This is a genomic window from Rhizobium ruizarguesonis (genome assembly GCF_017357285.1).
GTDB classification, from domain to species: Bacteria; Pseudomonadota; Alphaproteobacteria; order Rhizobiales; family Rhizobiaceae; genus Rhizobium; species Rhizobium ruizarguesonis.
On record NZ_CP071678.1, the window covers coordinates 2,258,354 to 2,279,106 of the forward strand.

Genomic DNA, 20,753 nt, shown 5'->3' on the forward strand with positions numbered 1-20,753 from the left:
CGCTATCGTTACAGGAGAAAATCGCCTGCCCCCAGGTGGACGAGGCCCTTCAGCTGAACCTCGAAGTCATGAATGCCGTCGCCGTTCATGTCGGCCTGGATAACGGTAACATCGCTCGCGGATCCGGCGTGGTCGTCATAGTGCCAAGCGAGCGCGCCAGCCTTGTGATCGAACAAGGCATTCTCCTGTGCCTGGAAATGGAAGGTACCATTGCCCGCCGCAGAGCCATTCGCATCGATCGCCGAGATGTCGATCTTATCGACGCCGTGCTGGAAGTCGGTGATGACGTCGCGGTTCAAGCCGGACCCGGTTTCCGTCGGTGCCTTCAAGATAAACGTATCCTCACCGATGCCACCGGTCATAATGTCCTTTCCGACACCACCAATGAGGACATCATTGCCGGCGCCGCCGTCCAGCTTGTCCGCGCCAGCCCCGCCAGTGAGAACGTTGCCGCCGCCGTTGCCGCCGGTCAGTACGTCGTTGTAGCTTGAGCCGGTCAAGTTTTCGATGCCGGCGATCTTGTCACCGGTCGCCTGGTCGCCCGATGCGGCCTTAGTCGCCAAGTTGACGTTGACCGCGTCGGAGCCCGCATAGCTGGCCGTGTCATTGCCAGTACCGCCGTCGAGCACGTCCGCGCCGGCCCCGCCCTTCAACACGTCACTACCGCCGAGACCCTTGAAGGTTTCGTTGCCGCCGTTGGACTGGCCGGTGTGCGGTAGGATGTCGTTACCGTTGGTGCCGATGAATTCCTTTGTCGGCGCCGTTGGCGTTGTCGGTTGCGTCGGCGTGGTTGGCGTGGTTGGCGTCGTCGGCGTTCCCGGTGCCGCGCTGGAGCCCGATTCGTAGGCACCCATATCGACAGTTCCAACGACGCGAGCGTGGCCGTCCAGATCGGTCGAGCCGACGCCGTACTTGGTGGTTCCACCGTCGATCGCTGCCGAGCCCGAGGCGAGGTGGAAGTTGTCGCTCGCTGCCCCCACGAAATGCGGGTCGATGCCGAGCTTGTTGCCGTTCGCCGTGCTCGGCATAGCGTTGCCGCCGTCGGTCCTGACCGAGGCCTGGCCGGCCGTGCCGTTGTAGGTGTTGTTGTTGGCCCAGACGACGTTGGCGTTGGTATAGCCGCCGTACGACGTGTTATCGACCGCGGTGTTGTTCTTGTTCACCGATGGGTCGGCGACGGCGACGTTGTTGACCCAGGTGTTGTTGCTCGACTGCGCGTTGCTGAGTTCGCCGCGCCAGGTGCCGTCGTTCAGCGGGTCCTGATTGTTGTGGTATGCTGTGTTGTTCTGCACCGTGATGGAGTCGCTCCAGGCAACCTGGATGCCTTTGCCGCCGTTCTCGTAGACCAGGTTGTTGTCGACAAGGGTCTTAAACGTATAGTTCGGATGACCATCCGTCTGTGTGCTCTGAAAATCGTCAATGATGATGCCGTTGCCATCGGTGTGCGCACCCGTCTTCGTGACGTTGTCGTGCGAGATGTTGTTTTGTACGATATTCCGGTAGCCGGTCGTCGAGGTATCGCCGGTGATGTTCCGGTTCTCGTAGATCGAGATGCCCGAGAACCAGCCTGACGACGCGTTATTGTAGGTCTCGTTCCCTACGATCTTGACGAAGTCAGAATAGTTGAACTGAATGCCCGACTCCCCGCTGTCGTGGACCTTGTTGTTGAGAATTGAGACGTGATGGACGTTGTTCGCTTCGATGCCGTCACCGTTGCCGCCCTTGATGTCGAAGCCGTCGATTGTCACGTAGTTGGCGTTGACACTGATCCCGGTATACGAGCCTGCGGGCGGCCGGATCAGTGCTGCGCCAGGCACTTCCGAGCGCAGCGTGATGTCGCCTGCCGCCGAGCCGTCCTTGTCGAAGTTGATGCTCTCGTTGTACGTCCCTGGCTTCACCACGACCTCGTCGCCGGGCTTAAGGTTTGCCGCCATTGCCTCGCTGATCGTGTGAAAAGGAGACGAGGCACTGCCGTTACCGCCGCCGCTGCTGGTCGTCGCTACGTAGTATGTCGTCATGATCTGTTCCTCAACCTTAGCGTTGTCTTTGTCGGTTACTATTTTTAGTTAATCAGGCGTTACGGCGAGGGGTTATAGGACGCGATCCTGGAGGGTGCAACAGTAGAGCGACAGTAAGTGCTTGAGAAACATAGCCATATTGCTGCCACATTATCCAAATCGGTCTGAAGTTACGTTTTGAAATATTTAGTGAATTTCGATTCGCCCGAATTGAGGCAGTATAAAGGTCTCGCATGCCGTGAATTATTCTTTCTACAACTACAGCGATATGCGTCCCTTGAAAACATTAGAAAAACCTGTTGGGCGTGACGGGATTCCTCCCGCCAAGGGCGGAATCGACATTTTTTCTGAATTTAGCGATTTTGGGCAGCGTCGACTTACCGATTGGTACTGATCGAGATGGTAAAGGGAGCAAAGCGCGACTCAAAATACGTGCAGTCCCGACTGTCGACGAGGATAGGATCTTCGTCCTGCCAAGCGTCCATACCCGTCTTCCTTGGCCTCCGGTGAGAAGAGCCGCGGCTCTGAATATCCACGCCTGCGTACTTCGGGAAAACCTTCGACGAGAGCTGGAATGCCGAAGAGGTCAGCCCTCATCTCGTCCCCGCTCAGCGCTTTTTTTGAGAAGCAGGAAATCGCGGCCGACAAGCGATCCAACGCGCTTATTGCTTCTCGTCGGAAACAGCGGTGATCTCAGTGAACGACCGAGAGGTAGCGGATGCCGGCTTCATCAGCCGCTCTCATCAGCGCTTCCCGCGCGGCGTTTGGGGGCGTGGTGCCGCGGATGGCGTCGAGGCATGTCCTCACCGCCACGACATACTCCTCGCCATCATCCCCAGGCCATTCGGAAATGAGCATGGTGGCTGCGTCGCCGAGGGTCCTGACGACGCTGTATTTATCTTGGCCGCTCATGAGCATCCTCAGTGCGGGAAACTGATGCGATGTGTACCGATTCATGACATTTGGTCCTTGCATCATCAACATATTAGTAACCTTGCAAGAAGCGTTCCAACCGGAACTGCTGCATGATCATCCGCGGATGGTTCCGCAAAAACAGTCGGCAACTGAACGGGGAGATCGATGCAGTCGCAGAGCGGTCAAGCCGATCTACGTCAAAGCGCGGCCGAGCAGGTCCGAATTGGTCTTCGGATGCTTGTCGGATGGATGATAGGCTCCAATGAGGGCTGCCGTTACCATGATCGACACCGAAAGGAATGATGCGACGATGCTCAACACGGGAACCGGAGACTTTCGACCCGCCCAGAAGAAGACAAAGCCAGCCGCGAACGCAAAGAACCAAAAGACCAGGACTTCGCCCATTATCCTCGCGAATACCTCCATTGCTCCGGAGGACACCGAAACCACTGTGTCCAATCCTCCGAGCCACAACACGATGTTCAGCACCATATCCGCAATGAAGGCCAATACCATCGATCCTATCAAAAACCGTGACATCTCGTTTCTCCGCTGAAATCTTAAGCTGTTGTTTTGTCAGGCGCAGCTTTCGATCAGATTATCTGGATTGATAAAATGCTCAGGGCCTTGCCCCTTGTCCGATTGGGCAGCAATTCGAGGCAATGCCTACACAACCAAGTGGCCGGGAACTTGTTTTAAACACATTGCCGTCTTATTGATTCTTCTATCGAAATTGCTTGTCGAGCTTGGTTTGCGCCCTTGGCGTCCCAGCTGATCTTTCCTTTCAAAATCGATTTCTGCGCCGTCCGGCAGCCGCCGGAGGGTGATTGTCATGCCGGTTGAGGGAGATCGTCATGAACGCGGGCAATTCTTTGATCGACGCAAGCCTCCGCCAAACACCCATCGTCGCTGCCTGATATGCCTTCGGTCTTTGACCGCGGATGTCAGCGGCGGCATTCAGGCTGGGTTTTCCAGCCATTGAGGAGAATTTCATGAGCAAGACCAATGCAGAAGCACTGTTGCGCAAAATGCAGCGCCAGGTCGCCAATACCAGTGGCGGTGGCCATCTCGGCGGCACCAACTTCGGTCAGGGCAATGACGCCAAGACCTCGTCCGGAAGCGGCAATCGCCCGGCAGGCAAGGGCAGGCCGCCAAGTGGCGGCAAGCGCTGACGACAGCGCCGCGCGTCTTTTAAGCCGCGCAAAGGACGCTGTAGCACTTTGAATGGCTGCATCGCGATTGAAGACAACCCCGCCATAATGGCGGGGTTTTTGTTTGATGGGCCTCTGAACGCCTCCGGCGGATTGGATCTGCTCGGCTCTTCTCAGCGATCCAGGAAATGATCGAAGTAGACCTTGGGGATGGGGTAGGCGTAGACGCCCCTGTCGACGAAACTGTACCTGTAGAGGCAACTTCTGAGAGCCGCGTTGTAATAGAGGCTGTGCGGGTCCGTTGAGCCGCGTCGCCATGAGCCTGCCTCCGGCACGCACCGCTGGAGCGCTTTATCGTATCGAGCCAGGAGCACCCTGTCGGTATCGACCCGAATGCCGCTGTAGGATTGATAGTTTGAAGGAGATTCTGCGGCCGATATACAGCCCAGACTAAGTGCAAGACCAACGACTGCCATCAATCTCATTGGATTTATTCCCCCCTGATCGATTATCGAAGTATCGAGCAGAATGTTATTAGTTCCAGTGCCTGCGGGCAAGGCCCGCTTGTTGCGGCCTCTACATCCGCGGCGTGATCTTCTGGATGGCCGACCGTGAGAAATGAGCGAGATCATCTCGCCAAGCGCACCGGCGGCTTGAGAGCTGCCGCCACAGGATGGCGGCAGCAATTTTGTTCCGATCAATCCAAGAGATCGGCGGGAACCTTGCCGCCATTTTCCGAAAGCCGCTTCATCAGCGCCTTGTGCAGCCACATGTTCATTTTTGCGGAATCGTTGGTGTCGCCGGTATAGCCGAGTTCAGCGGCAAGTTCCTTGCGCTCGGTCAGGCTTGCATCCATCCCGACAGCCTTCATCAGGTCCACGATCGAGTGGCGCCAATCGAGTTTTTGGCCGTTCTTCTTCACAGCCGCGTCGAGGATGGGCACGATATCGATTGTGGCTGTGGTCGGCTTGCTCTGAGCAGGAGAGGCCGCAGGCGTCGGACTGGGCGCTGCCGACGGTGAGGCAGGCGCTTGCGCTGGCTCTATCTTCGGCGCGCCGGCAGCAACGGGTTCAGCTGCTTTCGCCTCTCCGAAGATCGCATGTTTGATTTTGTCGAAAATGCCCATTCTTGAACCTCCAGTTCCATCAGATGAGAACATGCTGAAACATGGCCTTCCCGCCTGATATATCCAGACGGAAGGGGAGTTATTTTTAGCAATCTAAATCGGAGGTGGAAAAGTCAATTCGGGGGCAGGGTGTAGTCGGTCTGCGCGAAAACGTTGCAAATGGATCAATCGCCGCCAACCGTATCGCAAACTGAGCTTTGCTTGCTGGGCTCCGAAGATTTCTGGCGCAATGGGGAGGAAATACTCCGCCGGCTCTCCAGTTGCTGCACGACATGTTTGCTTTCGGCACAGTCGGGCAGATAATTCGCACTTCAATAACCGTGAATCATCATTACACGCCGCCGAACCGACTTGCCGCGCCGTCTCGTGAAACATTCGTCATCCCTTCACGTTGCCTTGCCATGGACGTCCTGAAGTTGCAGGCGTCCGATCGATCGAAGGCACGCGCGTTCCTCGATTTTCGACTGCCGGGCAGATCGTTCGGCGGAATGGAAACGGAGGAAAACATGACCCATAACCACCATAGACTGTCCTTTGCAGTGCTCGCATCCACCTGCGCCCTCCTTGCCATGACGGCAAGCGATGCGCGTGCGATCGATGTCGGTGTGTCGGTGAATGCAGGCAATGCCGTCAGCGCCGATGTCGGGGCTTCGATTGGCGGCTCGAACGGCGTCAATGCCGATGCGACGGCCAATGCCGGCGGCAGCGGTGTCGACGCAGACGCCAACGCCAGGCTCGGCGTCGGGCGCGGCGTCAATGCCAATCTGAATGCGCACACCGGCGGTTCGAACGGAATCGATACCAAGGCCACGGCCTCGGTCGGCAGCGGTAATGGCGTCGATGCCAATCTCGCTATCGGCCGCGTAGACGAAGCGGGCGGCAATGCCACGGCGACGCCCGGCAGCACCCTCAGCGCGTCGCAGACACGCACCCTGGAGGCCTTCCGCAACATGCCTGTCAATGACCAGCGCAAGATGCTCGTCCGTTGCGCCGATATCTCCGCCTCTGGCGGTGATTCCGGCCTTGCCGGTCTCTGCAGTCTGCTGCAGGCGACAGCCTCCCGCTGAACATGCAAAACCCGCCGAGCCAGCGGCTCGGCGGGTCTTTTCAAAGGCTGCTTCGATCTAAGGCATGTTGCGCAAAGGTGTGCAGCGGTTTTGCGACAACGACATGCGCAACAACAACGACCTAAAGCGCGAGCAGCGAATCTGAAAGATCGTGACGCGCTTTAGTGCAGGATCTGGCTGAGGAACAGCTTGGTGCGTTCGTGCTGCGGATTGTCGAAGAACTCGGCCGGTGAATTCTGCTCGACGATCTGGCCCTGGTCCATGAAGATGACGCGGTTGGCGACCTGGCGGGCAAAGCCCATTTCGTGCGTGACGCAGAGCATGGTCATGCCTTCCTCGGCAAGACCCACCATGGTGTCGAGCACTTCCTTGATCATTTCGGGATCGAGCGCCGAGGTCGGCTCGTCGAACAGCATGATCTTCGGGTTCATGCACAGCGACCGGGCGATCGCCACGCGCTGCTGCTGGCCGCCGGAGAGCTGGCCCGGATATTTGTTGGCCTGCTCCGGAATCTTGACCCGCTTGAGGAAGTGCATGGCCACTTCTTCGGCCTGCTTCTTCGGCATCTTGCGCACCCAGATCGGCGCCAGCGTGCAGTTTTCGAGGATCGTCAGGTGCGGGAAGAGGTTGAAGTGCTGGAACACCATGCCGACTTCGCGCCGGACTTCGTCGATCTTCTTCAGGTCGTTGGTGAGCTCGGTGCCATCGACGATGATGTTGCCCTTCTGATGCTCTTCCAGGCGATTGATGCAGCGGATCATCGTCGACTTGCCCGAGCCCGACGGACCGGCGATGACGATGCGCTCGCCACGCATGACCTTCAGGTTGATGTCGCGCAGCACGTGGAAATCGCCGTACCACTTGTTCATGTTGATGATCTCGACCGCCACTTCCGTTGCGGAAACGGTGAGCTTTTTCGCTGGAGCTTCAGCCATGACTATTTTCCCTCATTTTTATCGTTTTAGCGTTCTTATCGTTTGTGGCCGGTATCGAGATGGCGTTCCATGAAACCTGAATAGCGCGACATGCCGAAGCAGAATAGCCAGAAGATGAAGCCCGCGAAGATCAGACCCGTGATCGGCGTGACAGCGCTTGCCCAGTTGGCATCGGAGAAGTTCAGCTTGACGATGCCAAGCAGATCGAACATGCCGATAATGGTGACCAGCGACGTGTCCTTGAACGTTCCGATGAAGGTGTTCACGATGCTCGGGATCACCAGCTTGATGGCCTGCGGCATGATGATCAGCCGGGTCTTTTGCCAATAGCCGAGGCCAAGTGAATCGGCGCCTTCGAACTGTCCCTTCGGGATCGCCTGAAGGCCGCCGCGGATCACTTCCGCCATATAGGCCGATGTGAAGATCGACACACCGATCAGCGCCCGAAGCAGTTTGTCGACGTTCCAGCCTGTGGGAAGGAAGAGCGGCAGCATGACACTTGCCATGAACAGAACGGTGATCAGCGGAACGCCTCGAATGACCTCGATGAAGGTAACGCAGAGCATCCGGATGACGGGCATCTTCGAGCGGCGTCCCAGCGCAAGCAGAATGCCGCAGGGTAAGGAGACGGCAATACCGACAAAGGACAGAACGAGCGTCACCATCAACCCGCCCCAGAGCGGAGTATCCACCACTTCGAGGCCGAAGCCGCCGTGAAGAAGCCAGAAGGCGATGACCGGCAGGACGGCGAACAGAAGAATGGCGTTCAGGCCCTTGCGCGGCGCCGACGGGATCAACATCGGAACCAGCAGCAGAATGAACAGGATCCCGACGATCGCCGGCCTCCAACGCTCATCGAGCGGATAGCGGCCGAAGATAAACTGATCGTACTTGGCGCTGATGAAGGCCCAGCATGCACCGCTCCAGCCGTCAGGCTGGATGCCGCCCTGGATCGTGGTCGCGCAGAATGTGCGGTCCGGACCTGACCATACGGCCTGAATGAACAGCCAGTTGACGAGATGCGGCACGGCCCATGCGATGAGCGCAAGAGCCAGGATCGTCAGGATCACGTCCTTCGGAGTTGCCAGGAGATTGCGACGTATCCAGGCGACGGCTCCCCTCTCGCCGGGGGGCGGCGGTTCGGCGGCAAGGATGGACGTTCTGACAAAGGGTTTATCGGCGACCGACATCTTATCTCTCCACCAGTGCCATCTTGGCATTGAACCAATTCATGAACAGCGACGTGAGAATGCTCAAGCTGAGATAGACGATACCCCAGATGCAGACGATCTCGATCGCTTGACCGCTCTGATTGAGGATCGTGCCACCGACGGCAACGAGATCCGAGAAACCGATCGCGATGGCGAGTGAGGAGTTCTTGGTCAGGTTCAGGTACTGGCTCGTCAGCGGCGGGATGATGATGCGCAGCGCCTGCGGCACCACGACAAGTCTCGTCACGCTCGACGGATGCAGCCCCAGCGCGCCGGCTGCTTCGGATTGTCCCTTTGCAACGCCGCGAATGCCGCCGCGAACGATCTCGGCGATGAACGAGGCGGTATAGAAGGACAGAGCGAGAAACAGCGACATGAATTCGGGGCCGACGACGGAACCGCCCGTGAGGTTGAATTTTCCGGCAACCGGAACGTCGAAGGTAAGCGGAAAGCCGGAGACAACGAAGACCAGCAATGGCAAGCCGACGATCAGCGCGATCGACGTCCATACGGTGTGGAACGGTTGGCCGGTCGCGGCTTGGCGTTTGTGGGCCCAGCGCACGATGATGATGGTGGCGACAATCGCAATCAGCAGGGCGATGCCGACCGCTATCATACCTGTCTCGAAGATCGGCTTCGGGAAGGCTAGTCCTCTGTTGTTGAGGAACATGTTGAACGGCAGACCCACCGACTCGCGCGGCTGCGGCAAGACGGAGAGAACGCCGAGATACCAGAAAAAGATGACGAGCAGCGGCGGAATGTTGCGGAAAATCTCGACATAGACCGTGCAGAGCTTGGCAATCAGCCAATTGCGCGACAGCCGGCCGATCCCGATCAGGAAGCCGATGATGGTCGCCGTGAAGATCCCCGTCACCGCCACCAGCAAGGTATTCAGAATGCCGACGAGAAGTGCGCGCGCATAAGTCGAGTCACTCGAAAAGCTGATCAGCGACTGGCCGATTTCGAAACCGGCGCGACCGCGAAGAAAGCCGAAACCCGATGCCGTATTGCTGCGGGCAAGGTTCACGGCCGTGTTGTGGGCCACCCACCACACAAAGCCCACGAGAACAACGATTGTCAGAACCTGGTAAAATATGCTCCGGTATTTCGGGTCGTACATTGCCGACCGGAAACTCCAGCCGGTGCCATGCAAAGGTGTCGTATCCACAGCCTCATGCGTCATGCCGCGCCAATCCCCTTGTGCCCGTTTTCGGGCTTTCTTTTTAGCTTTTTGGAAGTGGGAAGGCGGCTTGGCCGCCTTCCCGGTATTTCATGCCAGGGCTCGATTAACGAACCGGCGGTGCGTACTGGATGCCGCCCTTGTTCCACAGAGCATTCAAGCCGCGTGCGATCTTGAGGGGGCTACCCTGACCGATGTTGCGCTCGAAGATTTCGCCATAATTGCCGACGCCCTTGATGACGTTGGCGGCCCAATCATTGGTCAGGCCGAGATCGGTGCCGATCTTGGTGTCGGCCTCGCTGCCGAGGAAGCGCTTGATATCCGGGTTCGGCGAGTTCTTCATCTCGTCGACATTTGCCTGGGTAATGCCGAACTCTTCGGCATTGATCAGCGCATAAGCCGTCCAGGAAACGATGTCGAACCACTGGTCGTCACCCTGACGGACGGCCGGGCCAAGCGGCTCCTTGGAGATGATCTCAGGAAGGATGACGTGTTCGTCGGGATTCTTCAGCGTCAGACGCAACGAATAGAGACCGGATTGGTCGGTCGTGTAAACGTCGCAACGACCGGCGTCATAGGCCGCGTTGACCTCAGGAAGATTTTCGAAGACGACCGGATTGTACTGCAGATTGTTCGTCTTGAAGTAATCGGCGAGGTTCAGTTCGGTCGTCGTGCCTGACTGTACGCAGACTGCGGCGCCGGAGAGTTCGAGAGCCGACTTCACGTTCAGGCCCTTGCGCACCATGAAGCCCTGGCCGTCGTAATAGGTGACAGGACGGAAGTTGAAGCCGAGTGCGGTGTCGCGATTGATCGTCCAGGTCGTATTGCGCGAGAGGACGTCGATTTCACCGGACTGCAGAGCGGTGAAGCGTTCCTTCGCGTTTGTCGGCGTGTACTTGACTTTGGTGGGGTCGCCGAACACGGCCGAAGCGACGGCCTTGCAGAAGTCGACGTCGAAGCCGGCCCAATTGCCGGAAGCGTCAGGTGCGGCAAAGCCGGTAAGGCCGGTATTGACGCCGCACTGAACGAAACCCTTTGCCTTGACGTCTGAGAGAGTGGTGGCGGAGGCGGCCGAGGCGCCAGCTGCCAAAACTGCTGCGCCGATGGCGGCGGACAGGAGCTTATTTTTCATTTTCCCAACCTTTTCCGTTGTCTTATCTTTTCTTGTGGAGAGTGCGTGCAGACAATCCGTGCCGCCCCCCCATTGTCTCGACACCCTCCCGGCGCGAGTGACCCTATCACAGTCGCAAATGTCACTATGGTCAAGTGTCGCGCCCAATAATTGCGGCAAAATTCAGAATTTTGGTAGATTGCGCTGCATTCATGGGCGGTTGGCTATGAAATAGGCGTCCGATTGCGGAAAAATAACGCGAAAATCGAAATTTCCATCATTTCGGATCCTCGCCTGCAACCGATCTTCAAGGGGTTGACCCGAAACGGCGGGGCGTCCAAAAGTCTGGTTTCGCGACCCTTCGCCAAAGGCTATTCCCGACATGAAAGACAAAGACAGCTTGCTGCAGAATGCCGGCATCAACACCCGCCTGACCCATATCGGCAACGACCCTTTCGACTATCACGGCTTCATCAATCCGCCGGTCGTGCATGCCTCGACGGTGTTGTTTCCGAATGCGCGGGCGATGGAGACGCGTACGCAGAAATACACCTACGGAACGCGCGGCACACCGACGACGGATGCGCTCTGCGAGGCGATCGACGCGCTCGAAGGCTCGGCCGGCACGATCCTCGTCCCTTCGGGCCTTGCGGCCGTCACCATCCCGTTCCTGGGTTTCGTCGCTGCCGGCGATCATGCGCTGGTGGTCGATTCGGTCTATGGTCCGACCCGCCATTTCTGCGACACGATGTTGAAGCGCCTCGGCGTCGAGGTGGAATATTACGATCCGGAGATCGGCGCCGGCATCGAGGCATTGTTCCGGCCGAACACGAAACTCGTCCATACCGAGGCCCCAGGCTCCAATACCTTCGAAATGCAGGATATTCCGGCGATCTCGGCGGTTGCGCACCGCCATGGCGCCGTCGTCATGATGGACAATACCTGGGCAACGCCGCTCTATTTCAGGCCGCTCGATCACGGCGTCGACATCTCGATCCACGCATCGACGAAATATCCGTCCGGCCATTCCGATATTCTGCTCGGAACCGTTTCGGCCAATGCCGAGCATTGGGAGCGGCTGAAGGAGGCGAACGGTGTGCTCGGCATCTGCGGCGCACCCGATGATGCCTACCAGATCCTGCGCGGATTGCGCACCATGGGCCTGCGCCTCGAGCGGCACTATGAAAGCGCGCTTGATATCGCGGAATGGCTGGAGGGCAGGGAGGATGTCGCCCGCGTACTGCATCCGGCCCTGCCGAGTTTCCCCTCCCACCATCTCTGGAAGCGCGATTTCAAAGGCGCCAGCGGCATCTTTTCCTTCGTGCTTGCCGCTGATGGCCCCGAGAAGTCCAGGGCAAAGGCGCATGCCTTCCTCGACGCGCTCAGGATTTTCGGTCTCGGTTATTCCTGGGGCGGCTATGAAAGCCTCGCCTTGCACGCCTATCTCAACGATCGCACGGTCGCCAAGGCGCCGACGGACGGTCCGGTCATCCGCCTGCAGATCGGCATCGAGGACGTGGCCGACCTCAAGGCCGATATCGAGCGGGGATTTGCCGCCGCAAGCGCCATCTGACCGGACACGCTTTGTCGTCCCTGGCAGCTGCTCACGGCAGATCTGCAGCCCGATAACCGTAGATCCAGTCGAGATCTGCCGCCAGGCTTAGTGGCGGCTTGAGGCCGAGCACGAGATCGCGGCCGATCCGGATCGGCCCTTTGGCATGATAGGCAAACCGGTTGAAGGCGCCGCGCTGGCGAAGCTTCGCGATGCGCGGCGCGCGATGTCGTTCGAAGAGCGCCAGCGCTTCCGCCACGGGACGGTTCGAAAGAAACGCGGCCAGTTCGTAGGCGTCTTCGATCGCCATCGCCGCTCCCTGGGCGGCAAACGGCATCATCGCATGTGCGGCGTCGCCGATCAGAACCGTCTTTCGGCCGTCCTGCCATGCGCCTGACGTGGTTTCGAACAGCGGCCAGAACGTCAGCTTCCGGTGTTTTTCAAGCAGCGAGACGATCGCGGCGTTCCAGCCGGAAAGGCGCGCCCGCAGCTGCGCCCGCTGCTCGGCCGTTGGCTCGCTTTGCCAGGCCTGCGGCGCGATATTACCGGCGGTGATCGCCACCATGTTGAAGCTGCCGGTCTCCCTGAGCGGGTAGCAGACGAGATGTGCCGAACCGCCGAGAAAAGCCGAAACGCTTGCCCGGTCGAGGAAACTAGGCGCCTCATTTTCGGGAATGGTAAAGCGATAGGCGATATTGCCGGAAAAACGCGGCGAGGGGCTGCCCACAACGGATTGCCGAAGCTTCGACCAGACGCCGTCGGCGCCGATGACGACATCGGCCGCCCGCTCGAAAGGCGGTAGGGTCGTGTCCATCCGCACGCCGAGGTGAAGCCGGCAGAGCGGATCGGCCGTAACCGCAGCCAAAAGGGCTTTTTGTAATGTGGTGCGGTGCAGGACGCCATAGGGAGCGCCCCAGCGTTCCCGCGCGAATTTACCAGCCGGCACCGCCGCGAGCTGGCGAAGCGAACTGCCCGATATCAGCCGGATGGCGTCCGGCTCGAGCCAGACCTTTGACAGTCCTTCAAGGATACTGAATTCGGCAAGGATGCGGGAGGCGTTCGGCGAAACCTGCAATCCGGCGCCGACGTCGGTGAGTTCGCCCGCCTGCTCGAAGATCTCCGAACTGATACCCCGGCGCGAAAGCGCAAGGGCAGCTGTCAGCCCTGATATCCCGGCGCCGATGATGGCGGCATGTTCGACCGGCATTCTCCGTCCGATCCGGATCTGGACTGACTACGCCGCCTTCACGTGGAAAACGCAACCGGCCGGATTGGTCTGGCTGGGCTTGAGCGCGGAATTGAAGCGATAGAGCGTCGAGCAATAGGAACAGACCTTCTCGTTGTCGTCGCCCATGTCGATGAAGATATGCGGATGATCGAAGGGAGCCGAAGCGCCGGTGCACATGAATTCCTTGACGCCGACTTCGATAACGCGGTGACCGCCGTCGTTCTGGAAGTGGGGAATGTTGTGGCCGGCCATGTCGCTCTCCGAATGCTTTGAAATGTGCGCGAACCTTATAAGCCTTCGCCGCAAATGTGTAGAGCCAAACCGCCGCGCCGGGCACAGTTTTTAGCCGCAGTTTTTGGCTTCACGATGAAAGGCCGCTCGACTATGGTCGCGCCAAAAAGGAAGGCCCGATGAACCTGAATACACCCGCATTTTCAAGCTTCACCCATGATGGATTACAGCTCGCCTTCTTCGATGAGGGCGATCCGGCCGGTGTGCCCGTGTTGTTGATCCACGGCTTTGCCTCGACCGCAAATGTCAACTGGGTGCATCCGGGCTGGCTGAAGACGCTCGGTGATGCCGGCTACCGGGTGATCGCCATGGACAATCGCGGCCACGGCGCAAGCGACAAGCCGCACGATGCCGAAGCCTATCGTCCATGGATCATGGCCGGCGATGCGATCGCGCTGCTCGACCATCTCGGCATCCCGGAAGCCAATGTCATGGGCTATTCGATGGGCGCGCGCATTTCCGTCTTTGCCGCACTTGCCAATCCGCATCGGGTCCGTTCGCTGGTTCTCGGCGGCCTCGGCATCGGCATGACGGACGGCGTCGGCGATTGGGACCCGATCGCCGATGCGCTGCTGGCTCCCTCGCTCGACGCGGTGACGCATGCCCGCGGCCGGATGTTCCGCGCCTTCGCCGAGCAGACGAAGAGTGACCGCGTCGCCCTTGCCGACTGCATCCGCGGCTCGCGCGATCTCGTTGCCCGTTCCGATATGGCCAAGCTCGACATGCCGACGCTGATCGGTGTCGGCACCAAGGATGATATCGCCGGCTCGCCGCGGGAATTGGCGGCGCTGATGCAAAATGCCGAAGCGCTCGATATTCCAGGCCGCGATCATATGCTCGCCGTCGGCGACAGGGTTTTCAAGCAGGCGGTGCTGACCTTCTATGCAAGGGTCGCCCATCGCTGACAACATCGTGATGCCGAAAAACCATGCTAAAAAACCATGGCGACGGCACCCATTTATGTTATTGGCGTTTTCCTCTATATATTGGCATTCCGAAAACGGCATTCCGGCTGGCAACGAGGAGAGCGGCGATGGTCGCAAAGACTGACATCCGTGCTTTTGACACAGGCCATCCGCTGAAGGTGATGGACCCCATCTGGGACAGCCTACGCGAGGAAGCCCGGCTCGCCGCCGAACGGGACCCGGTTCTCGCCGCCTTCCTCTATTCTACGGTGATCAACTACCATTCGCTCGAGGAATGCGTCATCCACCGCATCTGCGAACGTCTCGATCATCCCGACATGCAGGCGAACCTGCTTCGCCAGACCTTCGAGGAAATGCTTCTCGACTGGCCTGACTGGAGCTCCATCCTGCGCGTCGATATCCAGGCGATCTATGACCGCGATCCCGCATGCCTGCGCTTCATGGAGGCGGTGCTTTATTTCAAGGGCTTCCATGCGCTGCAGACACACCGTCTGGCCCATTGGCTACTGAACCGCGGCCGGCGTGATTTCGCGCTCTATCTGCAGAGCCGTTCCTCCAGCGTCTTCCAGACCGACATCAATCCAGCCGCTCGTATCGGCAAGGGCATCTTCCTCGATCACGCCACCGGCCTCGTCGTCGGCGAGACGGCCGTTATCGGCGACAACGTCTCGATCCTGCACGGCGTGACGCTCGGTGGCACCGGCAAGGAGGGCGCCGACCGCCATCCGAAGATCGGCTCTGGCGTCATGATCGGTGCCGGCGCCAAGATCCTCGGCAATATCGAGATCGGCTACTGCTCACGCGTCGCCGCCGGCTCTGTCGTCCTGAAGGCGGTGCCACCCAAGAAGACGGTCGCGGGCGTGCCGGCCAAGGTCGTAGGGGAGGCCGGTTGTTCCGAGCCGTCGCGCAACATGGACCAGGTAATCGGCGCCGATATTTGAGCGCTCGTTGGAAACAAGGATAGGAAAAGTCGGCGGGATCCGAGCGGGGAGGGCCATGAGCAAACGGCAACCTTGCCTTTACACCGCTGCATTTCCTGTGCAAGAAGCGGCCAATCAAGACTGCTTACGGAGATGACAGAGTGAAGCCAGAAGAAATCAAGAAGCTCGACGCCTATTTCAAGCGCATGTTCAATCCGCAGATGATCGTCAAGGCGCGTCCGCGCAAGGATGATTCTGCGGAAGTCTATCTCGGCGAAGAATTTCTGGGTGTCGTCTATATCGATGACGAGGACGGCGACCGCTCCTACAACTTTTCGATGGCGATCCTCGACGTCGATCTCTGATCGCGTTCGAAAGCTTCAAAAGGACCGAACGGCGCGATCCGTTCGGTCCTTTTTTCGTTTTTTCGATTCGCAACGAGAATTTATTCAAAACTTCCGGTTGCGGCATTCTGATATATTTTAGCAAAATCAGTTAAAGACGTACGTACCCCGGCGCGCTGCCTTTGTTATGTTATTGTAATGCAACCTTTGGATGTTTTGCAACGCACAAGACTACTTGACTATTTGTGCATTGCAGCTACCCTGCGGCCACCAACAGCCCAACGGAGGATGGCTCATGTTCAACTTTGAAGACGCCAACAAGAAGAGCAAGGAAGCCGTCGACACGGCCCTGAAGACCTATACCGACACGTCCAAGGGCTTTCAGGCAATCGCCGCAGAAGCCACTGAATATTCGAAGAAATCTTTTCAGGACGCGGTGACGCATTTCGAAACGCTGGCCGGCGTCAAGAGCTTCGAGGCTGCCTTCGAGCTGCAGACGAGCTACGTCAAGGCGTATTTTGAAGGCTTTGTCTCCGAGACGACGAAGCTCAGTGAGATGTATGCCGATCTCGCCAAATCAGCCTACAAGCCCTATGAGGCACCCATCGCCGCTGCGGTCGTCAAGACCGCCAAGTCGGTGTCGGCGGCGACGCCTGCTGCTGCTTGAACTGATTTCAAAGGCGCAACCTGCGCTACATATTGAAAAATGAAGACCGGCTACGCATCTGTAGCCGGTCTTTTTGTTTCCACTTTCGCTGCAGCGCCCGCATGGGATCGACCGGGGACTTTTTTGGTCTTTCCCGTGCATGCCGGCCATTTCTTGATTGCAGTGTCTGACAGGGGGCTTAAAATCAGCCTATTATGAACTAAGTTAGTGTTTCAGATATTCGGCGGGAAAAGCACCCTCCCATGCTCCGCTGGATTGCTTGAGGAATGAATGACAATGATCGCAAAGCCGATCCGGATGCAGAACGACAGCGAAAGGAACGGGGACAACGCAAATCGAACCTCGGTCATCACGCGCACCAAGCCGAAGACCAAGAAGCCCAATCTTTATCGTGTGCTGCTTTTGAATGACGACTACACTCCCATGGAATTCGTCATTCATATTCTGGAGCGTTTTTTTCAGAAGGATCGTGAAAGTGCCACCCGCATCATGCTCCATGTCCATAACCACGGCGTCGGCGAATGCGGAATATTCACATACGAGGTAGCGGAAACGAAGGTCAGCCAGGTGATGGACTTCGCCCGGCAGCACCAGCATCCGCTGCAATGCGTCATGGAAAAGAAGTGAGGATCTGAACGTGCCAACATTTTCGCCTAGTTTAGAGAAGGCGCTCCATCAGGCACTGACCTTTGCCAACGAGCGGCACCACGAATATGCGACGCTCGAGCATCTGCTGCTCGCCCTGATCGACGATGCCGATGCGGCCGCGGTCATGGGTGCCTGCAATGTCGATCTCGACGCGCTGCGCAAGACGCTCGTCGAATATGTCGATAACGAACTTTCCAACCTGATCACCGGTTATGACGAGGATTCGAAGCCGACCTCCGGCTTCCAGCGCGTCATCCAGCGTGCCGTCATCCACGTGCAATCGTCCGGCCGCGAAGAGGTGACTGGCGCCAACGTGCTCGTCGCGATCTTCGCCGAGCGCGAAAGCCACGCCGCTTATTTCCTGCAGGAGCAGGAGATGACCCGCTACGATGCCGTCAACTATATCTCCCACGGCATCGGCAAGCGTCCGGGCGTTTCGGAAGCGCGTCCCCCGCGCGGCGCCGAGGACGAAGCCGAAAGCAGCAAGCCGACGGCGCGCGGCGGCGAGGAAGAGGGCGGCCCCAAAAAGCAGCAGGACGCGCTCAAGGCCTATTGCGTCAATCTCAACGAGAAAGCCAAGGGCGGCAAGATCGATCCGCTGATCGGCCGTCACGCTGAAGTGAGCCGCACGATCCAGATCCTGTGCCGCCGTTCGAAGAACAATCCGCTCTATGTCGGTGATCCCGGCGTCGGCAAGACGGCGATCGCCGAAGGCCTTGCCAAGCGCATCGTCGAAGGCAAGGTTCCGGAAGCGCTCGCCGATGCAACGATCTTTTCGCTCGACATGGGCACGCTTTTGGCCGGCACGCGCTACCGCGGCGATTTCGAGGAACGCCTGAAGCAGGTCGTCAAGGAACTGGAAGAATATCCAGGCGCCGTGCTCTTTATCGACGAGATCCACACGGTGATCGGCGCCGGCGCCACCTCGGGCGGCGCAATGGATGCATCGAACCTCCTGAAGCCCGCCCTGTCATCGGGCGCGATTCGCTGCATTGGTTCGACCACCTACAAGGAATACCGCCAGTTCTTCGAGAAGGATCGGGCGCTGGTCCGTCGTTTCCAGAAGATCGACGTCAGCGAGCCGTCGATCGAAGATGCGATCGAGATCATGAAGGGCTTGAAGCCCTATTTCGAAGAGTATCACCACCTGCGTTATTCGAACGACGCCATCAAGTCGGCCGTCGAATTGTCGGCCCGCTACATCTCCGACCGCAAACTGCCCGACAAGGCTATCGACGTGATCGACGAAACCGGTGCGGCGCAGATGCTGCTGCCGCCGTCCAAGCGCCGCAAGCTGATCACTGAAAAGGAGATCGAGGCGACGGTCGCGACGATGGCGCGCATTCCGCCGAAGACCGTCTCCAAGGACGATGAAGCCGTGCTTGCCAATCTCGAGAAGGAACTGCGCTCGGTCGTCTACGGCCAGGATATCGCCATCGAAGCCCTTTCGACTTCGATCAAGCTGGCGCGCGCCGGTCTTCGCGAGCCGAACAAACCGATCGGCGCCTATGTCTTCTCCGGTCCGACCGGCGTCGGCAAGACCGAGGTGGCAAAGCAGCTGGCATCGTCGCTCGGCGTCGAACTCCTGCGTTTCGACATGTCGGAATATATGGAGCGGCACACGGTTTCGCGTCTACTCGGCGCGCCTCCCGGCTATGTCGGCTTCGACCAGGGCGGCCTTCTCACAGATGGCGTCGATCAGCATCCGCATTGCGTGGTGCTGCTCGACGAAATCGAGAAGGCGCATCCCGACATCTACAATATCCTGCTGCAGGTCATGGACCACGGCACGCTGACCGACCATAACGGCAAGAAGATCGATTTCCGCAACGTCATCCTGATCATGACGACCAATGCGGGCGCATCCGAAATGGCCAAGGCGGCGATCGGCTTCGGTTCGTCCAAGCGCACGGGCGAGGACGAGGAGGCGCTGACCCGTCTCTTCACGCCGGAATTCCGCAACCGTCTCGACGCGATCATTCCTTTCGCGGCGTTGCCGACAGCCGTCATCCACAAGGTCGTGCAGAAGTTCATCATGCAGCTGGAGGCCCAGCTTTCCGAAAGGAACGTCACCTTCGACCTGCACGAGGATGCGATCGCATGGCTGGCGGAAAAGGGTTACGACGAGAAGATGGGCGCCCGCCCGCTTGCTCGCGTCATTCAGGATACGATCAAGAAGCCGCTCGCCAACGAAATCCTCTTCGGCAAGCTGAAGAAGGGCGGTGTCGTCAACGTCACCGTCGGCCCGAAGGAAGATGGCAAGCCTGGCATCGTGCTCGAAGCCATCTCGGAAACGGCGCCGATCAAGCCGAAGCCCGAAGCCGAAGTCGTGCATCCCGAAGGCGATGATGGGGATGACGGCGAGCTGAAGACGAAGGCGGCCCGCAAGACCCGCGCCAAAGCAGTGCCGCAGGCCGAGCCCGAGGTTCGCGACGCCCCGAAGAAGGGAAGCGCGGTTCCGAAGGTTCCACGCAAGAAGTAAGATACCGTCACCGAATTGGAAAAGGCCGCGTCACTGCGGCCTTTTTCGTTTTCGGATCTGCATGCGCCCTTTTCAGAGCCTGGTGTAGTCGATCTCGAGAAAGTCGGCGACCTCGGGCACCCAGCGGTCGCGCACGAAGGCAACATGCAGTGGATGGACGTTATAGGCGTCATAGCCAGCCTGATCGTCGAACTCCATCGAGAGGCCGAAGGTGAAATCGTTTTTCCGGCTTGTCTGCCGGAGCTGCTCGAAATTCCGCACGCTCGGGATATTGGCAAGCACCAGCGCGTCGGCGAGGAATGACTTTTCTTCAGCCGAGCCGGATTCGTGCTTAAGTCGGAATGCGACCGTGTGGCGGATCATGATCTTGTTCCAAATGATTGTCTGGATTGAATTCTCTGAAATCGACAGGTGTTGACCCTACGCCAGCGCGGCCCTGATCTTTTCGGCGTTGGCGGCGAGCACGGCACCGTCCTCCATCTTGCCGGAATGCGGCTTGAGGGCCGCGCCCTCATGCCGCGGGATGACGTGGAAATGCAGATGGAACACCGTTTGCCCGGCCGCCGGTTCGTTGAACTGGGCGATGAACACGCCATCGGCGTCGAAGACGTCCTTGACCGCATTGGCGATCTTCTGGACGACTGATATCGCATGGGTGAGGGTGGCTGGATCGGCATCGAGGAGATTGCGCGACGGCGCCTTGGGAAGGACGAGCACGTGGCCCGGCGCCTGCGGCATCACATCCATGAACGCGATGGTATACTCGTCCTCGTAAACCCGGTGCGAGGGGATTTCGCCGCGGAGGATCTTGGCGAAGATGTTGTTGTCGTCATAAGCGGCCGGGCTGGTCATCACGAAATCTCCTCGTTTTTCACAGCGCCGCGCGTCTTTTCAAACGCGCAAAGGACGCTGTAGCGCTTTGAATTGCTGCATAGTTTTATCCTTAAATCGATTCCGATTTAAGGAATATGCGTCGTTGAT

22 protein-coding genes are annotated in these 20,753 nt (G+C 58.7%); 10 read left to right on the forward strand and 12 right to left on the reverse strand.

Annotated features, from left to right (window positions below; translation table 11 throughout):
* Positions 1-8 precede the first annotated feature (8 nt).
* Together J3P73_RS11260 and J3P73_RS11265 are read right to left on the reverse strand one after the other, a co-directional pair.
* On the reverse strand, positions 9-2,018 hold the full coding sequence (locus tag J3P73_RS11260; protein ID WP_207579972.1) for a choice-of-anchor Q domain-containing protein: 2,010 nt from the start codon (positions 2,016-2,018) through the stop codon (positions 9-11).
* Between the two features lie 693 nt (positions 2,019-2,711).
* A complete protein-coding gene (locus J3P73_RS11265) occupies positions 2,712-3,002 on the reverse strand; it encodes a DUF982 domain-containing protein (protein WP_018073436.1) in 291 nt (96 codons plus the stop codon).
* A gap of 211 nt (positions 3,003-3,213) precedes the next feature.
* On the opposite strand from J3P73_RS11265, the gene J3P73_RS11270 reads away from it, so the two are divergent.
* Together J3P73_RS11270 and J3P73_RS11275 are read left to right on the forward strand one after the other, a co-directional pair.
* Positions 3,214-3,489 carry a hypothetical protein gene (locus J3P73_RS11270; RefSeq protein WP_207579973.1) on the forward strand — a complete coding sequence of 92 codons (276 nt, stop codon included), beginning with the start codon at positions 3,214-3,216 and terminating at the stop codon, positions 3,487-3,489.
* A gap of 436 nt (positions 3,490-3,925) precedes the next feature.
* Positions 3,926-4,105, forward strand: coding sequence for a hypothetical protein (locus J3P73_RS11275; protein WP_017964118.1), 180 nt, complete (start codon positions 3,926-3,928; stop codon positions 4,103-4,105).
* 152 nt (positions 4,106-4,257) lie between these two features.
* Here the strand turns inward: J3P73_RS11275 and J3P73_RS11280 are convergent, their stop codons facing one another.
* Both J3P73_RS11280 and J3P73_RS11285 read right to left on the reverse strand, forming a co-directional pair.
* Complete coding sequence (locus J3P73_RS11280; RefSeq protein WP_130655303.1) at positions 4,258-4,569, reverse strand: hypothetical protein; 312 nt, start codon at positions 4,567-4,569, stop codon at positions 4,258-4,260.
* A 212-nt stretch (positions 4,570-4,781) separates the two neighbouring features.
* Positions 4,782-5,210, reverse strand: coding sequence for a DUF3597 domain-containing protein (locus tag J3P73_RS11285; protein ID WP_018073439.1), 429 nt, complete (start codon positions 5,208-5,210; stop codon positions 4,782-4,784).
* 401 nt (positions 5,211-5,611) lie between these two features.
* Here J3P73_RS11285 and J3P73_RS11290 point away from each other — a divergent pair, with 401 nt between their 5' ends.
* On the forward strand, positions 5,612-6,277 hold the full coding sequence (locus J3P73_RS11290; protein WP_130661506.1) for a hypothetical protein: 666 nt from the start codon (positions 5,612-5,614) through the stop codon (positions 6,275-6,277).
* 161 nt (positions 6,278-6,438) lie between these two features.
* Here J3P73_RS11290 and J3P73_RS11295 read toward each other — a convergent pair whose 3' ends face one another.
* The 4 genes from J3P73_RS11295 to J3P73_RS11310 form a co-directional block, all read right to left on the reverse strand.
* Positions 6,439-7,212: an amino acid ABC transporter ATP-binding protein gene (locus tag J3P73_RS11295; protein ID WP_018073440.1), complete on the reverse strand. Its 774-nt coding sequence runs from the start codon at positions 7,210-7,212 to the stop codon at positions 6,439-6,441.
* Between the two features lie 35 nt (positions 7,213-7,247).
* Entirely contained in the window at positions 7,248-8,402 is a 1,155-nt protein-coding gene (locus J3P73_RS11300) for an amino acid ABC transporter permease (RefSeq protein ID WP_018073441.1), read from the reverse strand.
* A 1-nt stretch (position 8,403) separates the two neighbouring features.
* On the reverse strand, positions 8,404-9,606 hold the full coding sequence (locus J3P73_RS11305) for an amino acid ABC transporter permease (RefSeq protein ID WP_018073442.1): 1,203 nt from the start codon (positions 9,604-9,606) through the stop codon (positions 8,404-8,406).
* Between the two features lie 103 nt (positions 9,607-9,709).
* Entirely contained in the window at positions 9,710-10,735 is a 1,026-nt protein-coding gene (locus tag J3P73_RS11310) for an amino acid ABC transporter substrate-binding protein (protein ID WP_017964125.1), read from the reverse strand.
* A gap of 361 nt (positions 10,736-11,096) precedes the next feature.
* On the opposite strand from J3P73_RS11310, the gene J3P73_RS11315 reads away from it, so the two are divergent.
* Positions 11,097-12,287, forward strand: a complete 1,191-nt coding sequence (locus tag J3P73_RS11315) for a cystathionine beta-lyase (protein ID WP_018073443.1) — start codon at positions 11,097-11,099, stop codon at positions 12,285-12,287.
* Between the two features lie 31 nt (positions 12,288-12,318).
* On the opposite strand, the gene J3P73_RS11320 is transcribed toward J3P73_RS11315, so the two are convergent.
* Positions 12,319-13,473 carry an FAD-dependent monooxygenase gene (locus J3P73_RS11320; protein ID WP_064251096.1) on the reverse strand — a complete coding sequence of 385 codons (1,155 nt, stop codon included), beginning with the start codon at positions 13,471-13,473 and terminating at the stop codon, positions 12,319-12,321.
* A gap of 27 nt (positions 13,474-13,500) precedes the next feature.
* The gene (locus J3P73_RS11325) at positions 13,501-13,746 is read right to left on the reverse strand and encodes a zinc-finger domain-containing protein (protein ID WP_003539274.1); all 246 of its coding nucleotides are present in this window, start codon (positions 13,744-13,746) and stop codon (positions 13,501-13,503) included.
* Positions 13,747-13,904: 158 nt separating this feature from the next.
* Here J3P73_RS11325 and J3P73_RS11330 point away from each other — a divergent pair, with 158 nt between their 5' ends.
* The 6 genes from J3P73_RS11330 (at position 13,905) to clpA (ending at position 19,772) form a co-directional block, all read left to right on the forward strand.
* Positions 13,905-14,690 carry an alpha/beta fold hydrolase gene (locus J3P73_RS11330; protein WP_064251098.1) on the forward strand — a complete coding sequence of 262 codons (786 nt, stop codon included), beginning with the start codon at positions 13,905-13,907 and terminating at the stop codon, positions 14,688-14,690.
* Positions 14,691-14,818: 128 nt separating this feature from the next.
* Entirely contained in the window at positions 14,819-15,652 is an 834-nt protein-coding gene (gene cysE / locus J3P73_RS11335; RefSeq protein ID WP_003539276.1) for a serine O-acetyltransferase, read from the forward strand.
* Positions 15,653-15,792: 140 nt separating this feature from the next.
* Entirely contained in the window at positions 15,793-15,996 is a 204-nt protein-coding gene (locus J3P73_RS11340) for a DUF3126 family protein (RefSeq protein WP_003539277.1), read from the forward strand.
* 274 nt (positions 15,997-16,270) lie between these two features.
* The gene (locus J3P73_RS11345; RefSeq protein WP_018073447.1) at positions 16,271-16,642 is read left to right on the forward strand and encodes a phasin family protein; all 372 of its coding nucleotides are present in this window, start codon (positions 16,271-16,273) and stop codon (positions 16,640-16,642) included.
* Between the two features lie 276 nt (positions 16,643-16,918).
* Entirely contained in the window at positions 16,919-17,269 is a 351-nt protein-coding gene (gene clpS, locus J3P73_RS11350) for an ATP-dependent Clp protease adapter ClpS (protein ID WP_017988219.1), read from the forward strand.
* Between the two features lie 10 nt (positions 17,270-17,279).
* Positions 17,280-19,772 (forward strand): ATP-dependent Clp protease ATP-binding subunit ClpA, encoded by a 2,493-nt coding sequence (gene clpA, locus J3P73_RS11355; protein WP_018073448.1) that lies wholly within the window; start codon positions 17,280-17,282, stop codon positions 19,770-19,772.
* A gap of 72 nt (positions 19,773-19,844) precedes the next feature.
* On the opposite strand, the gene J3P73_RS11360 is transcribed toward clpA, so the two are convergent.
* Together J3P73_RS11360 and J3P73_RS11365 are read right to left on the reverse strand one after the other, a co-directional pair.
* Positions 19,845-20,135: a Dabb family protein gene (locus J3P73_RS11360; RefSeq protein ID WP_018073449.1), complete on the reverse strand. Its 291-nt coding sequence runs from the start codon at positions 20,133-20,135 to the stop codon at positions 19,845-19,847.
* 57 nt (positions 20,136-20,192) lie between these two features.
* Positions 20,193-20,624, reverse strand: coding sequence for an HIT family protein (locus tag J3P73_RS11365; protein WP_024320699.1), 432 nt, complete (start codon positions 20,622-20,624; stop codon positions 20,193-20,195).
* Positions 20,625-20,753: the final 129 nt, after the last annotated feature.